Below are 24,490 nucleotides of genomic sequence, written 5' to 3'. Positions count from 1 at the left end.
CCTCCCATGCCTGCGGCACGCTCGACCCGCTCGCAAGGAGCGGAATCTTTGCCCGGTTGCACGCCCTTCGTGCCCTTACAGATTCGCGTCCATGTCGAACGACAGGCGGGAGTCCTCGGCGGCGGCCATCATCAGGTTCTGCGCGAGCGTGCGCGCATCGGCCAGCATCTCTTCCATGAACGCATGGTTCGCGCTGGTCAGGACCTCGGTGAGCGCCTTGCCCTCCAGACCCTCGCAGGCGCGGTCGGTGTCGGCGACGAACGCATGGGCTTTCTGGCGGCACGCCTTCAGCCAGTCGTCCACGTCGCGGGCCGTCTGGGGCCAGCGACTCTCGGCCAGCATGCCGAGCGTGCGCAGCAGCCAGTAGGCGCTCGATGCGTCGGGACGGGTGGCGACGCTTTCCCAGGCGGGGTGCGCGGCCGAGGCGTTCGCGAAGAACGGTACGAACGGCGAGAATGCGGTCGTGGCCAGCGCCACCCAGTGGACGTGGGCGCGCTCGGGCGGCAGACCGGGGCGTATCTGCAGGATGTGGCCCTCCTGCGTGCGCGAGAGCGACACGGCGCGGTAGCGCGTGCGGCTGCGCTCGTCGCCGTCGGATCCCAGCGGGTCGAACGCCGTGCCCTCGAAGTGTGAGCTGAGCAGCTGCGCCACGTCGTCAACGCCGATCAGGCGGTTCGCGCGACGTATGAACGGCAGGTCCAGGTCCTCGGGTTGCTGAACGGCCTCGGGCGTGAACAGGCGCTGCCCGAACCACACGCGCGGCGCGTTGTAGTGCACATCCTGCTGAGTGTACGTGCCGAAGATGCGCCGGAAGTCGAACGTGCCGGGGCAGGGGTTCAGGCGGTTCGCGTCCACGAACTCCCGGATGCCCTCGGAGGTCATGAAGTCGTCGGAGCCGAAGTCGATCTCCTGGATGGAGATGCGGTTCGCGCACACGGCGTAGGCGTCGTCGGGGATGCGCTGCGCCGCCCAGTGGTGCCCGGTGGCCAGCTCCAGGTACCATGCCTCGTCGGCGTCGGCGAACAGGATGGAGTTGCTCTCCGCCGAGCCGTGCGCGGCAACGATCTCGCCCACACGCCGCACGCCTTCGCGCGCCGTGCGAATGAACGGCAGCACGATGCTGACCAGCGCGTCCTCGGCAAGGCCGCCTTCTTCCACGAGCGGGTCGCACGCGAGCGCGCGCTCGTTGGCGTAGGTGGACTCGGTGGCGCTCATAGCCACGCCCGCCTCGTTGATGCCAGCTTCCTCGTAGTTGCCCTCGGCGGGGTCGGCCTCGGGCGTGGAGGTGTGGCGCAGGCGCGCACCCTCAAGCTTCATCGTGAAGCCGTTGTTTGCCGAGACGAACGTCTCGTGCTTGGAGCGCGCGGGCATCACGGTGAAGCGCTTCGGCGCGCAGGCGCTCGAGTTGTCCTCGGTGCGCGCGATGAGGATCGAGCCGTCGATGGTTGCCGCCTTCCCCACAAGGACGGACGTGCAAGCGCAATGGGTGGTGCGGGCCATGGCGGCTCCTCTCGATCGGCGGACTTCCCTCATTGTAGTTGTTCGCCCGCTGCGAGGGGAGGCTGTCGCGCTGCTTTCGCATCCGGTTGACGCGCCCTGCGCGGCGCGGTATGCTGGGCGGCGTTGTTCACCTCATTCGGAGGAACCATGAAACTTTGCAGGGCTGCCGCTCCGCGCGTGATCGCCGATGAAGCATCGCACGGAGCAGGGACGGACATAGTCATCGGCATCGGGAGGCGCGCCGCCTAAGGGCTCGCCTCATCGTCGATGCCGGGATGCCGGAAACCTCAAGCGCCGCGGATGGCTTCGTCCGCGGCGCTTTTTCACGCGCGGGCCCAGGGCGGCTCGCGCGGCCTTCCGTTTCCGCACTCCGATCTTCCGAGGTGAACTTATGGCTTCTTCCGCGTCGACCGTTTCTTTCTCTAAGGGCCCGCTGTTCCGGCAGCTGCTCTCGTTCGCCTTGCCGCTTATGGCGGTGAACATCTTGCAGTACGTGTACCAGGCCGTCGATATGGTGGTGGTCGGCCAGGTGGTGGGCGACGTGGGGCTCGTGTCCATGAGCAATGCGGTGAACGCCGTCTTTTTGGTGAACGCGTTCGTCATCGGCCTCACGGCGGGCGGCGGCGTGGTGGTTGCGCGGGCGGTGGGCGCTCGCGACGTGGCTGCTCAGCGGCGCGCCTACGCGGCCACGCTCGCGGTGGCGCTGCTGGCGTCGGTAGGCATCGCGGTGGCCGGCGTGCTGCTCGCACGGCCCGCGTTCATGGCGAACGCGGTGCCGGCGGCGGCGCTCGACGGGGCCGTGGCCTACACGACAGTTTTGTGCTGCGGGGCGGTGGGGCCGTTCCTCATGAACGCTGCGGCCGCGTTCTTGAAGGCGCAGGGCGACGCCTGGACGCCATTGGTGCTGGTGGGCGCGGCGACGTTCGTGAACGTGGCGCTCGACCTGGTGCTCGTTGGCCCGGCCGGCCTGGGCGTGCCGGGCGCGGCGGTGGCTACGGTGGTTGCGCAGGGGCTCTCGGCGCTGCTCGCGCTCGCGCTGGCGTGGCGGCGCTTCCCGGCGGGGCGCGTGCTCGGGTGCGGCGTGTTCGCGAGCGGTCTTGGCGACGACGTGCGCGCGGTGCTTTCGGTCGGCGTGCCCTCTGCCGTGCAGATGGCGGTGGTGAACCTGTCGTACGCGCTGGTCACCGGCCTGCTCAACCGCTACGGCGTGGACGTAGCCGCAGCTGCTGGCGTGGGGCTGCAGATCAGCACCATCGCGGGGCTGCCGTGCTGGGCCATCGGGCAGGCCATCACCACGGCGGCCGCGCAGTGCGCCGGCGCCGGCGAGCTCGCTCGCGCCCGCGACGTGGCGCGGCTGGGAGCGCGCTTCAACATCGGCGTCACGCTGGGCATCCAGGCGCTCATCCAGCTGTTCGCGCCGGCCATCGCGGCGCTCTACGGACTTGCGCCCGGTGCGCAGCTCGACATCGCGGTGCTCTACCTGCGCATCACATGCAGCGTGAACGGCCTGTTCTACGCGGCCATGTACAGCTTCGACTCGTTCGCGCTCGGGGCCGGCTCGCCGCGCCTCGTGCTGGCGAACTCACTCATCGATGCGTTCGCCGTGCGCTTCGGCCTGGCGTTTCTGCTCTCCGGTGCGCTCGGCTTCGGTTACGTGGGCATCTTTGTGGCGCAGGCCGCCTCTCCGGTGATCCCTGCCCTCATCGGCGGCGCATACCTGCGCCACTGGACGCGCTCGCGCGGGGTGGCGCAGGAAAAGTAGCCGGATTTGGCAAAACGGAACGCATATGCACCCAAAACGACCCTTCTGGAAGCCCGCGAGGCCAACCTTCCGGAAGAAATGCCTGGTGGCGAAATCCAGCGCGCCGAAGAGCGAGTGCATATGCGTTCCAAATTGCCAATCCGGTCGAAAAAACGTGCGTTGGCCCCGCGCGCTCTGACAATAGGGCAGGAACCTCCGCTGCGTCGCCTACGCCTTGGTCACCAGCTCATCCAGGGGGATACGGTCAGTGGCATGGCGATTGGGGCTCTTCCAGTCGCCGGCGGCGTGCCCCACGGCCAGGATGTTCACCGGAATGAGCGAGGCGGGCAGATCGAACGCCTCGCGCACCGTTGCAGGGTCGAAGCCGCAGATCCACAGGCTGCCGAGGCCCAGGTCGGCGGCCGCGAGCATCATGTGGTCACACACGATGGAGGCATCGATGTCGGTGGACACCATGCCGTCGACGGGGCGCTTCCACGCGCGCTCGGCGTCGGCGCACACGATGAACGCGAGCGGCGCGCCGTAGAAGTTGGCGCCGCGCGCGAGCTTCGCCAGCCCGTCTTCGCTCTCCACCTGGATGATGCGCACGGGCTGGCGGTTCGCTGCGGTCGGCGCGACGCGGGCCGCCTCCACGATAGTCGCGATCTCTTCCGGCTTCACGGGCGTGGGCTCGTAGGCGCGGATCGAGCAGCGCTGCTTGGCGAGGTTCAGAAACGACATGGAAGGCTCCTTCTCTCGTGCGGGTTCGCTTCGCCTTCCATGATAAGAAAAGCTATCGAACAAGCAAGTAGGCACCGAACAATAAGTGAGACAGTGATCCGGCGCAAGACCCGGCTTTCGTGCATAGAGACAGTTGTAAAGTTCTGCGCATCGTGCAATACTTGGCAGGGTAAGTTCTGCGCATCGTGCAAAGAGAGGATGCCATGCTGAAGCGAAAGGCGTACGACCGGCTTCTCGAATGGAAGAACGACCGCAACGGGAAGACTGCGTTGCTGGTTGAAGGAGCACGACGCGTGGGAAAGAGCACGCTTGTGGAGGAGTTCGGCCGCAACGAGTATGCCTCCTGCCTGATCATAGATTTTTTCCAGGTGCCCGCCGAAGTGAGGCACTATTTTGAGGACTATCGCACCGACTTCGACACGCTGTTCCTCTACCTGTCCACGTACTATGGAGTTGACCTGCACGAACGCGATACGCTTATCGTTTTCGACGAAGTCCAGATGTTTCCAACGGCTCGAGGCCTGCTCAAATACCTCGTGGCCGACGGACGCTACGACTACATCGAAACCGGGTCGCTGCTGTCCATCAAGCAGAACGTGGACGGCATCGTGGTTCCGTCCGAGGAGGAGTCCATCGAGCTCAATCCGCTGGATTTCGAGGAGTTCCTGTGGGGGATGGGCGAGGAAAAGCTGGCGACCCTTATCCGCAGGCAGTTCGAAGGCTTGAAGCCCCTGCCAGACGGCCTGCATCGCCGCGCTATGGGGCTTCTGAGAGAGTACGTCCTGGTGGGAGGCATGCCCGGCCCGGTGAGCATCTACGTGGAGCAGCGAAAGTTCGAGCCGGTTGATGCGGCGAAGCGCCAGATCCTCGACTTGTACCGCAACGACGTGGCGAGATTCGCGCGCGGCTACGAGTTCAAGGTGGTGTCGGTGCTCGACGGCATTCCGGGCCAGCTGTCAAAGCATGAGAAGAAGTTCACTCTAAGCTCCATCAGCAAGAGCGCGCGCATGAGAACCTATGAGGAGGCGTTCTTCTGGCTGGCCGACGCGCGCATGGCCAACATCTGCTTCGCCTGCTCGGATCCGGGCGTGGGCCTTTCGCTCAACATGACGCAATCTTCCTTGAAGTGCTATCTGGCGGACACGGGGCTGCTCGTTTCGCTTGCCTTCGCCGACAACGCCCGCACGGACGAGAGCGTGTATCGCGCCGTGCTGCGCGGCGAGATAGGGCTCAACGAGGGGATGCTCACGGAGAACGTCGTGGCCCAGATGCTTCATGCGAACGGGCATCGGCTGTTCTTTTATTCCCAGTCGGGGAAGAAGGAGGGCGAGGAGCGCATGGAGGTCGACTTCCTCATCGTGCGCCCTTACGCCGATGCGGCCATGAAACCTCGCGTTTGCCCGCTGGAGGTGAAGTCGCCCCGGCAGTACGGCACGAAGTCGCTCGACCGTTTCAAGAAGAAGTTCGGCAAACGCGTTGGGACCCAGTATGTTTTGCATCCCAAGCAGCTCAAGCTTGACGGCGACCGGGCGTACCTGCCGTTGTACATGGGATTCTGTCTGTGAGCGCAGGCGCGAATCATGAATGAGGAAGGGGCGAGCATGATGGATGCAGCGTCCGGCTTGACCGTGCTCATCGTGGAGGACGATGCGGACATCAGCGGCATCGTGGCCGATCACCTGGGGCATGCGGGATACGCGTGCACGCAGGCGTTCTCGGGCACGGAGGCGCGACTCGTGCTGGAGGCGGCGGCTGCGCGCGGCGAGGGCTTCGACGTGGTGGTGTGCGACCTCATGCTGCCGGGCCTTCCCGGCGAGGACATCGTGCGCCTCATCCGCGCGACCGACGCCGCCACGCCCATCATCGTGACTTCGGCGCGCACGGCCGCCACCGACAAGGTGGACCTGCTGAAGCTGGGGGCCGACGACTACCTGGCAAAGCCCTTCGACCTGGACGAGCTGCTCGCGCGCATCGAGGTGCAGCTGCGCCACCGCGGGCGTGCCCTCGCGCCGCAACCCGGCGGCGACGTGCTGCGCGCGGGCAGGTGGACGGTCGACCGCGCCGCGCGCACGCTGGCGGTGGACGGCGTGGACGTGCCCCTCACGCGCACGGAGTTCAACATCGTGGAGCTTCTGGCGGCGCACCCGAAGAAGGTGTACACGAAGCAGGAGCTCTTCGAGCTGGCCTGGGGCGAGCCCTTCGCCGTCGACGACAGCACCGTGAGCGTGCACGTGTCGAACATCCGCGCGAAGCTCAAGCCCACCGGCACCGACGGCTACATCCAAACGGTGTGGGGCCTCGGCTTCAAACTAGCCGCCGACGTGGGGTGAAGCTTCTTCAAACTTTCTTAAAGGGCGGTTTAACCTTCCTGAAAACCCGTTCCGTATGCTTGCTGGTATCATCGAACGGCAAGGGAAAGGAACGCGATGAACGTGGTTGAGACGCGCGGGCTGGCGAAGGCCTACCGCGGCAGACGCGTGGTGGACGATTTCGGGCTGCACGTGGCGCAGGGTGACATCTACGGGTTCGTCGGGAAGAACGGGGCGGGGAAGTCCACCGTCATGAAGATGATCTGCGGGCTGGTGACGCCCGACGAGGGCGAGATCGAGCTGTTCGGCGGCCGCATGGGCGAGGGCGCGCCGCGCGTGGGGGCGCTCATCGAGGCCCCGGGGCTCGTGCCCAACCTCTCTGCCCACGAGAACCTCATGGCGAAGGCCCTGGCCATGGGCGTGGCGGACGCCCCCGCGCGCTGCCGCGAGACGCTCGCCCTCGTGGGGCTCGAAGGCGTGGGCAGGAAGAAGGCCAAGGGGTTCTCGCTCGGCATGAAGCAGCGGCTGGGCCTTGCGCTCGCGCTGGTGGGCTCGCCCGACCTGCTGCTGCTCGACGAGCCGCTGAACGGCCTGGACCCCGAGGGCACGCGCGCCATGCGCAACCTCCTCGTGCGGCTGAACCAGACGCTCGGCGTGACGGTGGTCATCAGCTCGCACGTGCTCGACCAGCTCGACCGCGTGGCCACGCGCTTCGGCGTCATCGTCGAGGGCCGCATGGTGCGCGAGATGACCTCCGAGCAGATGCAGGCCGAATGCGGCGACAGCCTGCGCGTGCGCACCGCCGACCCGGCCCGCTCGCTCGCGCTGATGGAGGAGGCGTTTCCCCAGGCCACGCTGCGCGCGTTGCCCGACGGGGCCCTCTCCGTCGCGGGCGGTTGCGACGCGGCGGCCGTGTCGCGGCTTCTGCACGACGCCGACCAGACGGTGCTGGAGCTGAGCCCGGTGCGCCGGGACATCGAGGACTACTTCGTCGAGCTTATGGAAGGCGGTGCGCACCATGTTTAACCTGCTGAAATCCGATGTCTACCGGCTTGTGCACGGCAAGATGCTGTGGGTGGGCCTGGCCCTCCTCTCGCTCGTCGTGATGTGCGGCGCCGGCCTTGTATGGTTCGCCACCACCCCCGAGTTCGCCCAGATGGTGAACGATCAGACGTTGGAGGAGGCGCGCCAGAACGGGGCGACCATCACCATCACGTCGCCCAACGGCGCCGACCTCGACACGGCCGAGGTGCAGGCGCTCAACGAGAAAGTCCTCGGCAGCCGCACCTACTCCTACGGGAACACGTTCATGGTGGGCTTCCTCGGGCTGATCGCCGCGGTGCTGGCGGAGCTTCTGGCCTCGTCCGACTTCGAAACGGGGTTCGCGAAGAACGTGCTGGCGGGGCGCGGCGACCGCCGGGCGTACTTCGCGGAGAAGCTCGTGCTGATCGCGCTTCTGTGCGGGTTTCTCCTGCTGGCGGGCATGCTTCTGTCCGATGTGGCGTACGCGGTTCTCGGGTTCTCCTACGAGCGCACGGAGACGGCAGGCGAGTACTGGAGCTGGGCGGGCCTCTCGTGGCTCGTGCTGACGGCGTACGCGTTCCTCGCCGCGCTCATCGCGTGGGCGACGCGCAGCAAGGTGGCCGGCGTCGTGTTCGCGGCGCTCGTGCCCACGGGCTTCGTCGAATCGATGGCGCTGGGGGCGGCCGCCGTGCTCGCGCCGGCCATGCCGCTGGTGGGCGACGCGATGCAGTGGCTGCCGCTGTCCGTGCAGCAGCGGTTGGCGGCGGGAGGCACGGCACTGTTCGAGGCGGGTGGGTCCGCGGTGGCCGGGTTGTCGTCGGCGGCGCAAGGGCTTATCGTGTTCGGAGCGATCGCGGTGGTGTGCGCGGCGCTCGCGCTCACGGCGTGCCGGAGGAGGGACGTGTAGGATGCGGAGGGCGTGCGGATGACGTATGTGCTGGTGGGGATAGCGTGCCTTGCCGTCGGGGCGGGAATTGCGACGCTCTTCTTCCGCCGGGAGCTGCGTCGCATGGCGCGCTTCCTGCGCGAGCGCGAGGCGCGCAGCAACGCGCGCATGACGGTGGAGGCGCCGGGGCGGGCGTTCGCCGAGCTGGCCGAGGCGGTGAACGCCCAGCTGGACGCCGCGCAGCAGGAGCGGCTGGAGGACATCCGTCGCCAGCAGGAGTTCCAGCGCGACCTGGCCAGCCTCTCGCACGACATCCGCACGCCGCTCATGGGCGCGAAGGGGTACCTGCGCCTCGCCCAGGACGAGGGCGATGAGGCCGGGCGCGCCCGCCGGCTGGCCGCCGCCGAGGCGCGGCTCGACGACATGGGCGCGCTCTTGGACCAGCTGTTCGCCTACGCTCAGGCGAACGACCCCGAGCTCGATCTGGACCTCGTGCCCACGGCGGTGCTGCCCGTGCTGGCCGATGTGCTGGTGGGACAGTTCCCCGCGTTCGAGCAGCGCGGTTGGGAGCCGCGCGTGGACTTCGCCGACGAGGGCCTCACGGCCGACGTCGACGCCGAGGCTCTCGCGCGCATCTTCGAGAACCTGGTGGGCAACGCGCTGCGCCACGGCTCGGGGCCGCTCGCGGTAAAGCAGCGGAGCCGCAGCGTGACGTTCGCGAACGAGGTGGCCGACGCCGCCGCGCTCGACCCGGAGCGCCTGTTCGAGCGCTTCTACCGCGCCGACGCCTCCCGCACGGCGCCCGGAAGCGGCCTCGGCCTGGCCGTGTCCGCCAGCCTTGCCGCCGCCATGGACATGCGCATGAGCGCGCGCCTCGAGGGAAACTTGCTGGTCATCGAGCTGGCCCTGCCGGAGTAAATCCTCCCTTGCGCATCGAGGCGAAGTGGCGTACTATACATACCGTTGGTATGTAAGTGGGATCAAGGACACGGCGCGAGTGTTTCACGTGAAACATTCGTTCGCCTGACGAAGCGAGAGGGAGTGGCCATGGCGCGCAACAAGTACCCCGAGGAGACGGTGAGCCGCATCCTCGACGTGGCATTGCGCCTGTTCCGCGAGAAGGGCTTCGAGCACACCACCATCCAGGACATCGTCGATCGGCTCGACGTGACGAAGGGCGCGGTATACCACCACTTCAAGTCGAAGGAGGAGATCCTCGACGCGGCCATCGACCGCGAGAGCGAGCCCCTCATGCGGCTTTTGGTGCAAATCCGCGACGATGCGCGCATGACCGGCCTCGAGAAGATGCAGGCCCTGTTCGAGGCGTCGATGGACGGCCCGCAGCTGCCGCTGAGCGCCGAGGTGGCCGTCGATCCCGACCCGGTGAAGAACAGCCGCATCCTAGGCATGCAGTACCAGTCGATCATCGACGAGGTGGCGCCGCAGTTCGTGGAGCCCATCATTCGCGAGGGCATGGCCGACGGCACCATCCGCACGGAGTACCCGCAGGAGATGGCCGAGGTCATCCTCATACTGGCGAACCTGTGGGTGAGCCCCGCGGTCCGCATGACCGACGCCGAAAGCCTGCGCCGCCGCATGGACTACTACGTGGAGCTGCTGCACCTCATGGGCCTCGACGTGCGGCCCGGCCGCATCACCGGCATGCTCGAGCAGTTCCGCGACGGCTACGAGCGCAAGCTCAAGGAACGCGAGAAAGGGAAGGGGGAGGACTGAATGTTTCACGTGAAACATCTGCGTATTGAGAACGAATGTTTCACATGAAACATTCGAGCTGAAAGGGCAAGCGCCGTTCGCGGAGGCTTGCCGCTCGCCCGCTGCCTCGACGCAGCATCTTTTTTGACCAAGATACATACCAACCGAAGGTATGAAAGAGAGAGGGAGCAAGCATGGGAAGCCTTTTGAACCCATCGTTCGTATCGGTGATCTTCTCGCAGATCGCGTCGCTGTTCGGCAACGCGGTGCTGCGGTTCGCCCTGCCGCTGTACGTGTTGAATGTGACGGGGTCGGCTGCGCTCATGGGGGCGGTGACGGCGGTGGCGTGGCTGCCGTATCTGGTGCTCACGCCCATCGGCGGGGTGGCGGCCGACCGCGTGAACAAGCGCCGCATCATGGCGGTACTCGACGCCATCATGGCTGTGACCTGCGGCGCGTACCTCGCGCTCGACGGCGTGATCGACCTCATCGGCATGTCCATCTGCGCGCTCATCATCCTGTGGGCGGTGCAGAGCATCTACCAGCCCACGGTGCAGTCGGCCGTGCCTTTCATCGTGCCGCGCGAGAGCATCGTGCGCGCCACCGCCATCGTGAGCCAGATCAGCGCGCTGTCAGGCCTCGTGGGCCCCGTGATTGGCGGGCTGGTGTTCGGATTCTTCGGCCTCGAGCCTGTGGTGGCGGTGTCGGGCGTGGCGTTCGCCGTGTCCACCCTGCTCATCGTGGCATTCGTGCGCATCCCGCACACGCGCGTGGAGCGCAGCCAGGGAATCGTGCGCACCGTGGCGGGCGACATCGCCGAGAGCTTCGCCTTCCTGCGCCGCGACCGCCCGGTCATCCTCAAGGTAATCGTGCTGGTGGCGGGCATCAACGTGAGCGTGTCGGCGTTCATCATCATCGGCGCGCCCGTCACCGTGACGCAGATACTCGGGCTGCCGAACCAGTACATGGGCTTCGCGGAGGGAGCGCTCGCGCTCGGCGGCCTGGCGGGCGGCATTCTGGTGGGGGTGCTGGCGAAGCGGCTGAGCCTGCGCCAGGCACCGGTGTTCCTGTTCGTCGCCGGGCTCACCATGCTGCCCGTGGCGCTCGTGCTGGCCGGCGCGCTGCCCACGATGGCGGCCTACGGCGTGCTGGTGGCGAGCCTGTTCGCCTGCATGGCATGCGCCACCATCTTCAGCATCCAGGCCATCTCGTTCATTCAGCTGGAAACGCCTCCGCACCTGGTGGGGAAGGTGATCGCGCTGGCCATGGCGCTGGCGAACTGCGCGCAGCCGGTGGGGCAGCTGGTGTACGGCGGCCTGTTCGACGCGCTGCGCAGCAACCTGGTGCCGGTGGCGCTGGGCACGGGCGCGGTGGCGCTCGTCATCGCCGTGGTGACGTACCGCGTGCTGAAGAAGGGCCTGGCGAACCTGCCCGAGCAGGTGCCCGTCGCAGCTCCCGCGCCCGCCGGCGCGGACGCGGGAGCATGCGAGGCCGACGCCTAGGCCTGCTCGAGCGTGACGGCAGTGCCGGACGCCGTCACCATGAGCATGTTGCCCTGCCCCAGCACCTCGTAGTCGATGTCCACACCCACCACGGCGTGCGCGCCCATGGCGGCGGCGCGCTGCTCGAGCTCGGCGAGGGCCTCGGAGCGGGCCTGCGTGAGCTCGTGCTCGTAGCCCTCGCTGCGCCCGCCCACGATGTTGCGGATGCCCGCGCCGAAGTCGCGCAGGAAGTTAATGCCGGTGATGACCTCGCCGAACACGATGCCGTAGTAGCCGTTCACACGGTAGCCGTCGACGGAGGGGGTGGTGGTGACGATCATGCTGGTTCCTTTCAACAGGTTGCCGTACGGCGAGAAGTATAGCCGCCAACCTCTAAGAAACCGCCCGAATTCGCGTTAAGAAAGTATGAAGAGGGGCGTGACAAAGGGACGGGACGGCGTCCCTTTGTCACGCCCCTCTCACTCCCCGGCCAGGGCGAGCTTCGCCTTCACTATGCGGACGGCGGACTGGTCGATGCGGTCCTCGGAGAGCTCGCCGGCGCTTATGGCGTCGAGGACGCCCTGGTAGGCGGCGGCGAAGTCCTCCGGCATCAGCACGAGGTCCGCGCCGGCCGAAAGCGCCGCGACGCCCGCCCGGTCGGGCGTGCAGAAGTCGCCGACCGCGCCCATGGACAGCGAGTCGGTGATGATCAGGCCCTGAAAGCCCAGTTCGTCGCGCAGAAGGTCGGTGACGATGGTCGGGTTGAGCGAGGCCGGCACGTCGTCGCCCGTGGCGTTCGGCGCGGTGAGGTGGCCCACCATGACCATCGGCACGCCGGCGTCGATGGCCGCCTCGAAGGGCACGAGCTCCCATTCGCGCAGCTCGTCGAGCGTCTTCTCGCTGACGATGGCGCCCTCGTGGCTGTCGCCCATCACGCCGCCGATGCCGGGGAAGTGCTTGGCGGCGCACAGCACGCCCGCCTCCGCGAAGCCTTCCACCTGCGCGGATACCATGCTGCCCACAACCGCGGGGTCGCTTCCGAACGAGCGCAGCGCCATGACGTCGGCGGCCGGGTCGCCGCAGATGTCGGCGTCGGGTGCGAAGTCCAGGTTGAAGCCCAGCTCGCGCAGGTAGCCGCCGATGGTCGCGGCCACGGCCTTCGCCTGCGCCGGGTCGCCCGTCGCACCCACGTCGGCCATGTTCCCCGCGTTGGGCACGGCGAAGCCGGGGTTGCCGCCGATGCGGCTCACGGTGCCGCCCTCCTCGTCCACGCCCACGAGCAGCGGCAGCCCGCACGCCTCCTGCGCGTACGCCTGGGAGTTCGCAATCATCTCGCGCGTCTGGTCGGGGTCGAGCAGGTTCTTCTGGAAGTACACGAGGCCGCCCACCGGATGGGCGGCGAGCGCCTCCTCGGTGACGGGGCCCGCCTGCGTCACGGCGTCCACCCCGGTAAGGGCCTCGGGCGTGACCACGAACAGCTGCGCCACCTTCTGCTCGAGCGTGAGCGAGGCCGTCTTCCGCGCGGCGCGCTCGTCGAGCGTCGGCGCGGGCGCGGGTGCCGGGGGCGACGACGTGCCCGCGCCCTCGTCGCGCACGTTGTCGAACTCGGGCGCGCCCACGTCGGGGGCGTCGGTCGAAGCGGGCGCGGAGCATCCGGCGGCGCAGCAAAGCATCGTCAAAGCCAGGGCCACGACGGCCGTCCTTCCCCATAGCTTTCCCTGTTCGATCAGGCTCATCGCGCCCCTCCTTCGCAATCGGCAAAAGCGCGAACCAGTATAGGCGCGCGACGGGGCCCGCTCGCGCAGAGCCCGTCGCTTCACGTGAAAGTTGAGTGCGCGGCCGCAGACGTCGCTTCCGCTAGCGCCGGTTGAACGGCACGAGGGTGGCGGGGATGCCGCCTTCCATCACCACGCGCGGCTCGCCCTTGATGAGCGGGCGGAAGTAGTCGAGGGCCTCCGGCGCGATGCCCTGGTAGTTCGGCAGGATCCACTCGGCGGGGAAGTGCCGCACGAAGTTCGCGAACTCGGCTGCCGGCGCGGCGAAGAACTTCGCGTTGTAGAAGCCCTCCGCAGCGGCCGCCTCGTCGCGGCGCACGCCCACCACCTGACCGGTGAACGCCGGGTCGGCGCTGCGCATGTGGGCGCTCAGCCCCAGCTCCCAGGCCTCGGTGCGGTCGACGATGCTCTGCGCGAAGTTGCTGGAGCGCGCCGCGCGCGAGAGGTCCTGCACGATGCCGCGCGGCACGATGCCCGCGTCCACGATCATCTGCTTGATGGTGGCCGCGGCACCCCCCAGCACGGCGTGCGCGAACCCGTCGTTGGCCGCGTTGCCGGCGGAGAGATACGTGCCGTCCGCGTAGTGCGCGCCCTCGGACGTGACGATGTAGCACTTGCCCTTCTCGTCGAATTTCTTCTGCACTTCGGCCAGGAACGCCTCGCGGTCGAAGTCCACCTCGGGCAGCACGAGCAGATCCACGTCGCCGGTCATGCAGCAGCTGGCGGCGAGCCACCCCGCGTCGCGGCCCATGGCCTCGAGCACGAACACCTCGGGGCGCGTGTAGGCGGCGTAGTCCAGGTACGTGGCGTGCGTGATCTCGCAGGCCACCTTCGCCGCGCTCGGGAAGCCGGGGCAGTGGTCCACGGGCACGAGGTCGTTGTCCACCGTTTTCGGGATGCCGATGAAGCGCTTGTCCGGCGCGTTGTCGCGCGCCCACTCGGCCAGCGCGTCCACGGTGTCCATGGAGTCGTTGCCGCCGATGTAGAACATCGTCGTGATGTCGTGCGCGTCCATGACCTCGGCCAGGCGGCGGTAGTCGGCGTCGTTGCCGCGCTTGAGCTTGTAGCGGCACGTGCCGAGCGCCGACGACGGCGTCTGCTGCAACAGTTCGATGTCGCGGCCGGTGAGGTCGGTGAGGTCGTAGAGCTGGCCGTCGAGCGTTCCCTCGATGCCGTACAGGCCGCCGTACACGCGGTCGTACACGGGGTTCAGCTGGTTGGCGCGCACGACGCCGGCCAGGCTGGAGTTGATGACGGCTGTGGGGCCACCGGATTGAGCGATGAGGCAGTTGCCCATGACGTGCTCCTGTTCTCTTCGGTAGCTGCAAAGTATCGCGCGACGAGGCCTTTTCGTCAACTTCTTGCGCCCTCGGCCTCGCAAAAGGCCGCTTGAAGTCCGCAATAGGCGGTTACCTCGCTCAGGCGCAACCTGGCCAGGCGCAGGCCAAAGGCGGTTGGGCAAAGCCGGGCCGTCAGAGCGAGAGGAGCTCCCAGGTTGTCATCCTGCACGCTCCGCTCAGACAAAATGGTCTTATGCGTCAGTCCGCGCCGCGCAGTTCAGCGCTCGGCACGAAGGCTTGCAGCTCGGGAAGCAGCGCGCGCAGGTCGTCGGGGTTCCAGGCGTGGAAGCGGCCGGGTCCGGCCAGCACGCCCTCGGCGTCCACGTAGCTTTGCAGGAACCACGCCGGCGCGCCCTCGATCCACCGGGCGAGCGCGCGCAGGTCGTCGGGCTCGTGCAGCTCGCGCACCACCGTGGTGCGGAACTCGAACGGCACGTTGCCGCCCATCAAGAGGTCGATCGACGCGCGCACGGCGGCGAGGTCGAGCCCCTCGATGCCGCACGTCTCCGCGTAGCGCGCGGGCGCGTTCTTCACGTCCATGGCCACGTAGTCCACCAGGCCCGCGTCCAGAAGCGCGCGCAGCCGGTCCGGGAAGCTGCCGTTCGTGTCCAGCTTCATGGCGTAGCCCAGCTCGCGCGCGGAGGCGCAGAACTCGGCGAGGCCCGGCTGCATGAGCGGCTCGCCGCCGGTGACGCACACGCCGTCGAGCAGCCCCTGGCGCTTGCGCAGGAACGCGAGCACCTCCTCGACGGGGATGTCCTGTGCGCCTGCGCCGCCGCCGGTTACGAGATCGGCGTTGTGGCAGAACGGGCAGCGGAAGTCGCAGCCGGGCGTGAACACGGTGGCCGCCGTGCGCCCGGGGAAGTCGAGCAGCGTGAGCTTCTGCAGGCCGGCGATGCGCATGGCTATCTCGCCTCCGTTGCGCTTGCGCTTGCGGGCAGCGGGTTCGCCTTGCCGGTGAGCCTGTCGATGTCGAGTGCCCACACGGCCGTGTTCGGCCCCTCGTTCTCCATCGCGTGCCCGATGTCATGCTTGTGCGCGGGCACGTACTTCATGCACAGCGCCACGAGCGCGTGCTTGAACTCGGCGGGGTCGTTCACCTCGCGCATGCGCCCGTACGCGATGGCCGAGCGGTAGCCCGTGGAGAAGTCGCCGTCTTCGAAGAACGCCTGCACCCCCGTGACCGCCGTCGCGCAGGCACGTGCGTCGCGGCGGAAGCAGTCCGTCTTGAGGCCGCCCTCGCGCGCAGCGTGGAAGTACAGCGCGTCGCCGAGCCGCGCGAACGACAGCGGCACGTTGTAGGGCATGCCGTCCTCGTCGACGGTTGCGACGGCGGCGAACGGGGCGGCGTCGAGCACGCCGAGCGCCTCGTCACGCGAGAGGGCACGATCGGCGCGCCGCATCGGACGATAGGTCATGGCAGGTTCCTTCCTCAGGGCTGGAGCGTTCCCCATCATAGCCCGTCGCGCGCGCAGGGGCAAATGTCCCAAATGGGGACTGTCCCCATTTGGGACATTTGCCCTCGGGGCGCTTGGCGCTCCCGCCCGCCGAAATCCACGGGAAACGGATAGTCGCAGGTGGCTGTTTTCGCGGCCCGCTTGCCGGCCTCGCGAGCGGTTTGTTCTATTCTCGCAGGTCGCTTTTCGTAGAGCTCCGCGAGGCCTGGCGCAAAAGCCCAGATGGCAAAATACACCACCAAATACACCATATCTTGTTATTCCAACGAATTTCATCTTCAACATGTAGATGACAGGCGTTGACGGGGCCGCGCGACGCTGGTAGGGTATGAGCTACCGATTCCCGACCGATCGCCTACCTCAGCAGCGCCGCGCAGGCGCCATGCCGCACGCGATCGACCAATCGAAGAAGAAACGCAGAATCAAGCGAAAAGGAGCGAGCATGTACGAGGTTCAGAAGCGCGACGGAAAGATCGCGGAGTTCGACATCGTCAAGATTTCGGCTGCCATCGCCAAGGCGTTCGACGCGCTGGAGAAGCAGTACCACCCGTCGACCATCGACCTTCTGGCTCTCAACGTCACCGCCCATTTCGAGCCGAAGATCAAGGACGGCATCGTCTCGGTCGAGGACATCCAGGACAGCGTGGAGGAAGTGCTCTCTACCGCCGGGTACGCCGACGTGGCGAAGTCCTACATCCTCTACCGCCGCCAGCGCGAGAAGGTGCGCAACGCCAAAGCCACGCTGCTCGATTACAAGGACCTCGTGGACCAGTACGTCAAGGTGGAGGACTGGCGCGTGAAGGAGAACTCCACGGTCACGTACTCCGTGGGCGGCCTCATCCTGTCGAACTCCGGCGCCATCACGGCCAACTACTGGCTCTCCGAGATCTACGACGACGAGGTGGCCGCCGCGCACCGCAACGCCGACATCCACCTGCACGACCTGTCCATGCTCACCGGCTACTGCGCCGGCTGGTCCTTGAAGCAGCTCATCCAGGAGGGCCTCGGCGGCGTGCCCGGCAAGATCACGTCGAAGCCGGCCAGCCACCTGTCCAGCCTCTGCAACCAGATGGTGAACTTCCTCGGCATCATGCAGAACGAGTGGGCCGGCGCCCAGGCGTTCAGCAGCTTCGACACCTACCTCGCGCCGTTCGTGAAGATCGACGACCTCACCTACGACGAGACGAAACAGTGCGTGGAAAGCTTCGTGTTCGGCGTGAACACCCCCAGCCGCTGGGGCACGCAGGCGCCGTTCTCCAACATCACGCTCGACTGGGTGTGCCCGGCCGACCTGCGCGACCAGCCGGCCATCGTGGGCGGCGAGGAGATGGACTTCACCTACGGCGAGTGCCAGCGCGAGATGGACATGGTGAACAAGGCGTTCATCGAGATCATGATCGAGGGCGACGCGAACGGCCGCGGCTTCCAGTACCCCATCCCCACCTACTCCATCACGAATGACTTCGACTGGTCGGAGACGGAGAACAACCGCCTGCTGTTCGAGATGACCAGCAAGTACGGCACGCCCTACTTCTCGAACTACATCAACTCCGACATGGAGCCCTCCGACGTGCGTTCCATGTGCTGCCGCCTGCGCCTCGACCTGCGCGAGCTGCGCAAGAAGTCCGGCGGGTTCTTCGGAAGCGGCGAGTCCACGGGCTCCATCGGCGTCGTGACCATCAACATGCCGCGCATCGCCTACCAGTCGGTCGACGAGGCCGACTTCTACCGCCGCCTCGACCACCTGATGGACGTGTCGGCGCGCTCGCTCAAGACGAAGCGCGAGGTCATCACGAAGCTGCTGGACGCGGGCCTCTACCCCTACACGAAGCGCTACCTGGGCACGTTCGAGAACCACTTCAGCACCATCGGCCTGGTGGGCATGAACGAGGCGTGCCTGAACGCCAGCTGGCTGCGCGCCGACATGACGCAGCGGGAGGCGCAGGAGTTCACGAAGGGCGTGCTCAACCACATGCGCGACCGTCTGGCCGACTACCAGGAGAAATACGGCGACCTGTACAACCTTGAGGCCACGCCGGCCGAGAGCACCACATACCGCTTCGCCAAGCACGACAAGGAACAGTTCCCGAACATCATCACGGCCAACGACCAGGGCAAGCCGTACTACACGAACTCGTCGCACCTGCCGGTGGGCTTTACCGACGACATCTTCAGCGCGCTCGACGTGCAGGACGAGCTGCAGACGCTCTACACGTCCGGCACGGTGTTCCACGCCTTCCTTGGCGAGAAGCTGCCCGACTGGCAGAGCACGGCCACGCTCGTGCGCAAGATCGCCGAGAACTACAAGCTGCCGTATTACACCATGTCACCCACGTATTCCGTGTGCAAGAACCACGGCTACATCGCCGGTGAGGTGTACGAGTGCCCGTGCTGCCACGAGGAGACCGAGGTGTACTCGCGCATCACCGGCTACTACCGCCCGGTGAAGAACTGGAACGACGGCAAGGCCCAGGAGTTCGCCGACCGCGTGGAGTACGACCTGGCGCATTCGCAGATCCACCCGCATGAGGAGCGCGAGGCCGTCGCCGTCTCCGACGACGTCGCCGCCGCGCTGGGGGAGGCCGCTCCGGTCGCGCCCACGCGCAGCACGCTTCCGGCGGGCCTCTACCTGGTGGCCACGCGCACGTGCCCGAACTGCAAGCACGCCGCGGCGCAGATGGACGAGGCGGGCATTGCCTACGAGGAGCTCCTGGCCGAGGAGAACGTCGAGCTGGCGCAGCGCCATCGCATCATGCAGGCGCCGACGCTGCTGGAGGTGGGCCAGGACGGCTCCGTGGACATCACGGCCGGCGCGGCGCCGGTGTTCCAGAAGATCAATGCGATGCGCGCCCAGGTGCTCGCGTAGGGGCGAGCGCTTGCGAGCGAACTGATGCAAGGGCCGGGTCGATGCGATCCGGCCCTTTTGGGTCCGAATCTTCAACATGAACGAAATTTACGTACGAATGTTCCTTTTTGTGTGCTAGAATAGCTTCAGAAACGAGCCAGTGCAAGCGCGTCCTGCTTTTGTCGGGATGCCCATAGATGGCGGCGGGTTCCGCGCCGTCCGTACCACGCTTGCAAGATCCTCGAAGCCAACGGAATGCCCTTCGCGCCGCCGCGCTTTGCGCGCGCATGCGCGACGCGTGCCCGAAGGGGACGAGAGGAGCGAGGCATGGACGATTCGATGGCACGGAGCGACGCGGCGGTGTACGACTCGGTGCGCGGCACGCTCGAGGCGGCGCGGAGGAGGGCCGCCGTCGCCGTGAACGACGCCATGGTGGAGGCGTACTGGGAGGTCGGCCGCCAGATCGTGGAGGCGCAGGGCGGCCGCGCCGAGTACGGCAAGCATCTCATGGAGTACCTGTCCGAACGACTGACGAAGGAGTTCGGGAAGGGGTTCACCGAGCGTGCGCTTCGACATATGAGGCAGTTTTACATCGCGTTCCCAATTCGGAACACACTGTGTTCCGAATTGAGCTGGTCCCACTATCGCCTGCTCATACGCGTGGAGGACGAGAAGAAGCGCCTGTTCTACATGCGCGAGGCCGTCGACCAGCGCTGGACGGTGCGCCAGCTCGACCGCGAGATCCATTCCTTCTACTACGAGCGCTTGCTTGCGACGCGCGAGGAGGGGCGCGAGTCCGTCCGGCAGGAGGTCAAGGTGCTCGAGCCTCCCACCAAGGCCGACGGCTTGCTCAAGGATCCCTACGTGCTCGACTTCCTCGACATGGGCGGCCGCACCGACTACCGCGAGGACGAGCTCGAGCAGGCGCTCATGGACCGGCTCCAGGAGTTCCTCTTAGAGCTCGGCAAGGGCTTCGCATTCGTCGCGCGCCAGCAGCGCATCGCCACGGAGACGGAGAACTACTACGTCGACCTCGTGTTCTACAACTGCATCCTGAAATGCTACGTGCTCATCGACCTCAAGACGGGCAAGATCACGCCGCAGGACGTCGGCCAGATGGACTTCTACGTGCGCCTGTTCGACGATCGCTGCACGCAGCCGGACGACAACCCCACCATCGGCATCATCCTCTGCGCGACGAAAGACGCCACCGTGGCTCGATACTCGGCGCTTGCCGACGGCAAGGGACTCTTCGCCTCGCGCTACACGCTGTGCCTTCCAACTGAAGAGGAGCTTGCCCGCGCCCTCGAACCCACAAGCGCGCTGTTCCTGGAGTGAGAATCGAGGCCATCCACCGTTTCCTACAGGTTGAGCGTAGGGCAAGGGCAGAGCCCTTGCCGCCACTGAGGCGAAGCCGGCGGCTACTCCTCGTCGAGCTCGACGATGGTGAAGAGCGAGGGCGGCTCGGAACGGTCCGGCGAAGCATAACAGGCGTCCCAATAGGCGTTGATGCGCTGCTCTACGTCGTCGACGGGCACGATGGCGTACGTCTTGGTCTGGGTAGAGCCGTCCTCGAACGTAGCGGTCAGATGGAGGCGGCATTGCGCGAGCGTGCGCGCCGCCTCCAGGTCGAGGGCCTTCCCGCATTCGTAGAAGAGGAGGTGGGCGTCGCCGCCGTTGCCCATGTCGTACCTGGCCTGCTTCGCTGCTTCCGGCACGGGGAATCCCAGGTAGATGCTGTAGATGCGATCGTCTTGGATGCCCCGCTGGTCGTCGTAGTCGAACGTGACGGCCTTGGTGTAGCTGTACGCCGACGTGTTTCCGGCGTCGATCTCCTCCTGCGTTCTGGGCCGCATGCCCTTCTCGAGGTCGATCGTCTCGAAGTAGGCGTGGTCGCCCTCTATCTCGTAGGCGACGCTTGCGACGTTGCGCCCCGAGCATTCCAGGTTGAAGCCGTACTTGAACCCGCTCCACTCGTCGTAGGCGGTGAACTGGCCCGTCTCGGGATCGTAGAAGGCTCCGCTGTTCCCGCCGGTGCCGAGGAAATCGTCGGCGCTCAAAGTGGCGGCCGTCCCCGGCTGGATGCCCGCCCCTTCGGCAGCGTAGGCGGCGAGGAAGAACGTGTTGCCCCCTTCGTCGTCAGGCGAAATGAGGCCGGGCGCGCCCCACACGAGGCCTCCCGCGACGGCGACGGCCGCCAGCGCGAGGCAGGCCGCGGTGGCAAGGCCCTTGGAGAGCGACCGCTGGGTCCTCTTGGCGCGAACCGACGGCCTTGCGGCCTGGGAATTCCTGCGGCGGCTTCGGGCCTCGCTCAGCACGGCCTCACGCAGGGGAGCTGGCGCATGCGTCGCGCCCATCATCGAACGGTAGTCGTCGAGGTTCGGTTTGCGCTCGTTCATCGGTCGGCTCCTTTCCAGGGGTTCGGGGATCGTTCGGTTCGGCGCGGTCCGCCTCCATGGACGTCCGCAGCTGCTCGCGCGCCCGGTGGAGCCGCGTGCGAACGGTGGCCGGTTGGCACCCGACGATGCGCGCGATCTCGTCGGTGGAGTAGCCCTCCACGTAGAACAGGTGCACGGCCGCGCGCAGATGCTCGGGCAGCGTGCCCACCACCTCCCACACGTCCGAGCGGAACGGCTCGGGCGCGGCCGCGCGCGCCTGCTCGGCCCCCAGCCCCTCGGTGCGGCGGTTCCAGCTCGATCGGGCCAGGTCGTGGCAGCGGTTGACGGTGACGCGCAGAAGCCACGCCTTCAGGTGCTCGTCGCTCTCGAACGGCGTGGCGTCTTCGAGCAGCCGCAGGAACACGTCCTGGTACACGTCGTCGGCGTCGCTCGGCGAGCCCGTCTGCGCGAGCGCAACGCGGTACACGGTGTCGCCCCACGCGTCCATGGCGCGGGCGAGGAACGCGTCCGAGCGCAGCGGCTGCGGTTCGTCGCGCCCGGACGCGCGGCTCTTGTTTCGTTGAAATGGCAAGCGCATGCATTCACCTCTCTGGCAACAATACGGCCTGCCGCCCGAGATTGTTCCGGGGAAAGCAAAAAAAAGCCGCCCGTTGCTGCGAGCGGCTTTTTTGGCATAAAAGGGGACAGTCCCCCTTTATGCCATTTTCGAAGGGTGGAGCCGAAGCCTACGCGACTGCGCCCACGCGCACGGCCTTCTCGCGGCCCGCCTCGTCGTCGTAGTACACGAACGCGAGGTCGGGATCGGCCAGCGCCTCGTCGGGCACGACGAAGAGCATTGCGAACTCGCGCGTCTCTCCTGGCTGCATGACCTGGAACAGGAAGTGCGTGTCCCAGCCCGGCTCCTCATGTCCGCTGCGCCAGAGCATCTTATCGCCGGCGGTCGCCAAGCGCGTGAGATAGGCGTCTCCGTCGTCGGCCTTGGCCTCGAGTGTGGCGAAGTACCCCGACCCCAGGTACGCCTCGGCAGCCTGGTCGGACTCGTTCACGACGGTCTGCGTGAGCAGCACGTACGAGAACCCGTCGGTGAGCGTGCCGTCCGCAGCGATGGAGTAGCCGCCCCGCTCGTTGTCGATGTGATCGAGCGTGGGATCGTAGCGGCCGCCCGCCTCGTAGTACCTCAGCATATCAGTGATGGCCGCGCCCTCGGGCAAGGCGTCGAGGCGCTCGATGCGCTCGTAAGTGCGCACGACGTCGGCCCGGTCGAGCCGGTTCCCGTCAGCATCGAGCACGTTGCCGACGCCCGGGAACGGCGTTCCCAGCTCGCCCACGGCGTCCTTGGGCAGATCCGGTCCGCGCGTAGTGTCGATGTCGCCCGCGTCAACCGGTTGCGGCGGGGCCTCGATGACCTGCGGCTTCGTCAGCGGCTCGACCAGCTCGGGATGGGACGCCTCTCCGCAGGGGAAGGCCCCGTCGTTCTCCTCGGCCACCAGCCCGTAAAGCGTGTGGATGAGAGCTGCGTCGCCCTCCCCGCTGGCGGCGAGCGCGCGGTACTCCTCGTCGGACTCGGCCACGATCTGCGGCACGAGCTCGAGCATCTTGTTCATGCCGTTCGCCACCGTGACGAGGTTCGCCTTGAAGTCGGCCGCATGCAGGTCGATCACCTGCGTCTCGCAGCGCCCATCGTGGAACGTCACCGTGACGGTGAGCTGCGCGCCGTCGAGCGTGTCGAGCGCGGCGTCCAGATTTGCATCGGGGTCGACCGCAGGGTCGGACGGGTCGACCGCGTCGAACGGCTCGTTCGTCCACAGCCCGAACGCGTACTCGTCAAGCGTGGCATCGGTTGCGGTACCGGCGTTCGCGTCGGTGTCCACCGTGGCCCCGAGGCGCTGGTAGAGGTTCACCTTGCGCGCCATGCTCGGGTCGCCGCGCAACTTGTCGGCGTTCTCGTCGTCGGGGTTCACCGCCTCGTGGAACAGCACGCCCGCCACGTGGTCGTACGCGCCCAGAAGCTCGCCTTGGCCGCGCTTGGTCGGCTTCCACGAGTCCACCTCCTGCGCGAGCGCGGGGTTGCTCTGCGCGGTGAATTCCTCGCTCGTCACGCGGTACAGCTCGCCGCGCGAGACGTTCGCCTGGATGCGGGCGATGCCCTCGCCCTCCACGCGGAACACGCAGCCGGTGTAGAACCCCTCGTTCGCGTACTCGTCGGGGTTCGGCGAGACGAAGCGCTGCGTCTCGGTCTCGCAGTTGAAGGCGATCATGCCCTGGGAGCCGTCGGGCAGAAGCGCGTCGTCGATGCCGCCGTACGCCTTGAGCGTGAACGAGGACGACGCGTCGGCGCCGCCAAGCGGGCTCAAGGAGGGCCACGCGAGCGTGAGCCCCGTGACCATCAGCGCGGCGGCGAGGCATGCCGCAGCGGCCAGCTTCAGGCGCGACGGACGTTTAGGAGAGCGGCGGGAGCCGGCTTCTCGCGCCACGCGCCGCTCTTGGTTGGCCTGTTCGAGCACACGCTCAAGCAGGGGGTCGGATACATTCACCTGCCGCATTCTCGCAGCATAGTCTTTGCCGGGATCGTAGCTCATGGGAAGCCTCCTTTCCGGGGGAGGTAGAGGGCGGGTTGAGGGGTCGGGGTTCTGCGGGCGCGCTGGGCGGCATCGGGTCGGCGAGTGCCTTCTTGAGCGCTTCGCGGGCACGGTGCAGCCGGGTTCGCACGGTGGCGGGAGGACAGTCGACGATGCGCGCGATCTCCTTGGTGGCGTATCCCTCGACGTAGTGCAGGTGCACGACGGCGCGCAGATCGTCCGGCAGCTGGCCGACGACCTCCCAGACGTCGGACGCGAACAGGTCGGGGGCCTCGATGGTCGTGGCGTTGCCGTCAAGCTGGTCGCAGGCGCGCCGCTTTCCCGATCGTTGCAGATCGTGGCACCGGTTGACGGTGACGCGGAGAAGCCAGGCTTTGAGGTGCTCCTCGTCGCGGAACGCGGTGCGATCCTTCAGCAACCGCAGGAACACGTCTTGGAACACGTCCTCGGCGTCGGCGGGGCTGCGCATCTGGTTGAGCGCGAGGCGCAGCACGGTGGATCCCCAGCGGCGCATCGCCTCCTCGAGGAATTCGTTTGAGCGCAACCCGATCGAGGGGTCTTCCCCTTGGGAGCCGAGAGCCCTCGTGGCGCGGGTTGGTTTGGCACGGGTATGTTCGGGCACGTTTTTCACCTCCTTGACCATAACACGCCCGCCCTGTCGCAAATGTTCACACCGAAGGGGAAACGGCAGAAGCGGCGCC

At 67.1% G+C, this 24,490-nt stretch carries 21 protein-coding genes; 10 read left to right on the top strand and 11 right to left on the bottom strand.

Features of this window, described 5'->3' with window-relative positions:
* Window positions 1–75: 75 nt before the first annotated feature.
* Window positions 76–1,500 (bottom strand): C69 family dipeptidase, encoded by a 1,425-nt coding sequence (locus FX134_RS07585; RefSeq protein WP_172623416.1) that lies wholly within the window; start codon window positions 1,498–1,500, stop codon window positions 76–78.
* 391 nt (window positions 1,501–1,891) lie between these two features.
* Between FX134_RS07585 and FX134_RS07580 the strand changes: the two genes are divergently transcribed.
* Window positions 1,892–3,262, top strand: coding sequence for an MATE family efflux transporter (locus FX134_RS07580; protein WP_080799929.1), 1,371 nt, complete (start codon window positions 1,892–1,894; stop codon window positions 3,260–3,262).
* Between the two features lie 207 nt (window positions 3,263–3,469).
* Here FX134_RS07580 and FX134_RS07575 read toward each other — a convergent pair whose 3' ends face one another.
* Window positions 3,470–3,982 (bottom strand): nitroreductase family protein, encoded by a 513-nt coding sequence (locus FX134_RS07575; protein WP_080799925.1) that lies wholly within the window; start codon window positions 3,980–3,982, stop codon window positions 3,470–3,472.
* 203 nt (window positions 3,983–4,185) lie between these two features.
* Here FX134_RS07575 and FX134_RS07570 point away from each other — a divergent pair, with 203 nt between their 5' ends.
* The 7 genes from FX134_RS07570 to FX134_RS07540 all read left to right on the top strand — a co-directional run bounded on the left by FX134_RS07570 (window position 4,186) and on the right by FX134_RS07540 (window position 11,415).
* The gene (locus tag FX134_RS07570) at window positions 4,186–5,547 is read left to right on the top strand and encodes an ATP-binding protein (protein WP_080799922.1); all 1,362 of its coding nucleotides are present in this window, start codon (window positions 4,186–4,188) and stop codon (window positions 5,545–5,547) included.
* Window positions 5,548–5,583: 36 nt separating this feature from the next.
* Complete coding sequence (locus FX134_RS07565) at window positions 5,584–6,312, top strand: response regulator transcription factor (protein ID WP_080799920.1); 729 nt, start codon at window positions 5,584–5,586, stop codon at window positions 6,310–6,312.
* A gap of 96 nt (window positions 6,313–6,408) precedes the next feature.
* Window positions 6,409–7,317, top strand: a complete 909-nt coding sequence (locus FX134_RS07560) for an ATP-binding cassette domain-containing protein (protein WP_080799917.1) — start codon at window positions 6,409–6,411, stop codon at window positions 7,315–7,317.
* Window positions 7,310–8,221 carry a hypothetical protein gene (locus FX134_RS07555; RefSeq protein ID WP_080799913.1) on the top strand — a complete coding sequence of 304 codons (912 nt, stop codon included), beginning with the start codon at window positions 7,310–7,312 and terminating at the stop codon, window positions 8,219–8,221. Before FX134_RS07560 ends, FX134_RS07555 begins: the two co-directional genes overlap by 8 nt.
* 18 nt (window positions 8,222–8,239) lie before the next feature.
* Window positions 8,240–9,118: a sensor histidine kinase gene (locus FX134_RS07550; RefSeq protein WP_080799910.1), complete on the top strand. Its 879-nt coding sequence runs from the start codon at window positions 8,240–8,242 to the stop codon at window positions 9,116–9,118.
* A gap of 129 nt (window positions 9,119–9,247) precedes the next feature.
* Window positions 9,248–9,934 (top strand): TetR/AcrR family transcriptional regulator, encoded by a 687-nt coding sequence (locus FX134_RS07545; protein WP_080799907.1) that lies wholly within the window; start codon window positions 9,248–9,250, stop codon window positions 9,932–9,934.
* Window positions 9,935–10,107: 173 nt separating this feature from the next.
* Window positions 10,108–11,415: an MFS transporter gene (locus FX134_RS07540; protein WP_080799904.1), complete on the top strand. Its 1,308-nt coding sequence runs from the start codon at window positions 10,108–10,110 to the stop codon at window positions 11,413–11,415.
* Here the strand turns inward: FX134_RS07540 and FX134_RS07535 are convergent.
* The 5 genes from FX134_RS07535 to FX134_RS07515 form a co-directional block, all read right to left on the bottom strand.
* Window positions 11,412–11,735, bottom strand: coding sequence for a heavy metal-binding domain-containing protein (locus FX134_RS07535; RefSeq protein WP_080799901.1), 324 nt, complete (start codon window positions 11,733–11,735; stop codon window positions 11,412–11,414). The two genes, FX134_RS07540 and FX134_RS07535, sit on opposite strands and share 4 nt — an antisense overlap.
* A gap of 138 nt (window positions 11,736–11,873) precedes the next feature.
* Window positions 11,874–13,130 carry a glycoside hydrolase family 3 protein gene (locus FX134_RS07530; protein ID WP_080799898.1) on the bottom strand — a complete coding sequence of 419 codons (1,257 nt, stop codon included), beginning with the start codon at window positions 13,128–13,130 and terminating at the stop codon, window positions 11,874–11,876.
* Window positions 13,131–13,251: 121 nt separating this feature from the next.
* Window positions 13,252–14,466 (bottom strand): diphosphate--fructose-6-phosphate 1-phosphotransferase, encoded by a 1,215-nt coding sequence (locus tag FX134_RS07525; RefSeq protein ID WP_080799896.1) that lies wholly within the window; start codon window positions 14,464–14,466, stop codon window positions 13,252–13,254.
* 241 nt (window positions 14,467–14,707) lie between these two features.
* Window positions 14,708–15,412 carry an anaerobic ribonucleoside-triphosphate reductase activating protein gene (locus FX134_RS07520; protein ID WP_080799893.1) on the bottom strand — a complete coding sequence of 235 codons (705 nt, stop codon included), beginning with the start codon at window positions 15,410–15,412 and terminating at the stop codon, window positions 14,708–14,710.
* Window positions 15,413–15,414: 2 nt separating this feature from the next.
* Window positions 15,415–15,927, bottom strand: a complete 513-nt coding sequence (locus FX134_RS07515; protein ID WP_080799889.1) for a pyridoxamine 5'-phosphate oxidase family protein — start codon at window positions 15,925–15,927, stop codon at window positions 15,415–15,417.
* A 481-nt stretch (window positions 15,928–16,408) separates the two neighbouring features.
* Here FX134_RS07515 and FX134_RS07510 point away from each other — a divergent pair, with 481 nt between their 5' ends.
* Window positions 16,409–18,832 carry a ribonucleoside triphosphate reductase gene (locus tag FX134_RS07510; RefSeq protein ID WP_080799886.1) on the top strand — a complete coding sequence of 808 codons (2,424 nt, stop codon included), beginning with the start codon at window positions 16,409–16,411 and terminating at the stop codon, window positions 18,830–18,832.
* A gap of 306 nt (window positions 18,833–19,138) precedes the next feature.
* Window positions 19,139–20,149: a PDDEXK nuclease domain-containing protein gene (locus FX134_RS07505; RefSeq protein ID WP_087881546.1), complete on the top strand. Its 1,011-nt coding sequence runs from the start codon at window positions 19,139–19,141 to the stop codon at window positions 20,147–20,149.
* A gap of 83 nt (window positions 20,150–20,232) precedes the next feature.
* Here FX134_RS07505 and FX134_RS07500 read toward each other — a convergent pair whose 3' ends face one another.
* The 4 genes from FX134_RS07500 to FX134_RS07485 form a co-directional block, all read right to left on the bottom strand.
* Window positions 20,233–21,210, bottom strand: coding sequence for a hypothetical protein (locus FX134_RS07500; RefSeq protein WP_080799884.1), 978 nt, complete (start codon window positions 21,208–21,210; stop codon window positions 20,233–20,235).
* On the bottom strand, window positions 21,134–21,787 hold the full coding sequence (locus FX134_RS07495; protein ID WP_080799882.1) for an RNA polymerase sigma factor: 654 nt from the start codon (window positions 21,785–21,787) through the stop codon (window positions 21,134–21,136). The genes FX134_RS07500 and FX134_RS07495 overlap by 77 nt, the downstream gene beginning before the upstream one ends.
* Before the next feature lie 148 nt (window positions 21,788–21,935).
* On the bottom strand, window positions 21,936–23,789 hold the full coding sequence (locus FX134_RS07490; RefSeq protein WP_143412162.1) for a hypothetical protein: 1,854 nt from the start codon (window positions 23,787–23,789) through the stop codon (window positions 21,936–21,938).
* Window positions 23,719–24,303, bottom strand: a complete 585-nt coding sequence (locus FX134_RS07485) for an RNA polymerase sigma factor (protein ID WP_080803885.1) — start codon at window positions 24,301–24,303, stop codon at window positions 23,719–23,721. The genes FX134_RS07490 and FX134_RS07485 overlap by 71 nt, the downstream gene beginning before the upstream one ends.
* Window positions 24,304–24,490: the final 187 nt, after the last annotated feature.

Source organism: Arabiibacter massiliensis, assembly GCF_902386925.1.
Taxonomy (GTDB): Bacteria; Actinomycetota; Coriobacteriia; order Coriobacteriales; family Eggerthellaceae; genus Arabiibacter; species Arabiibacter massiliensis.
The sequence above is the reverse complement of the archived record's forward strand: the minus strand, read 5'-3'. Positions and strand labels throughout refer to the sequence as shown.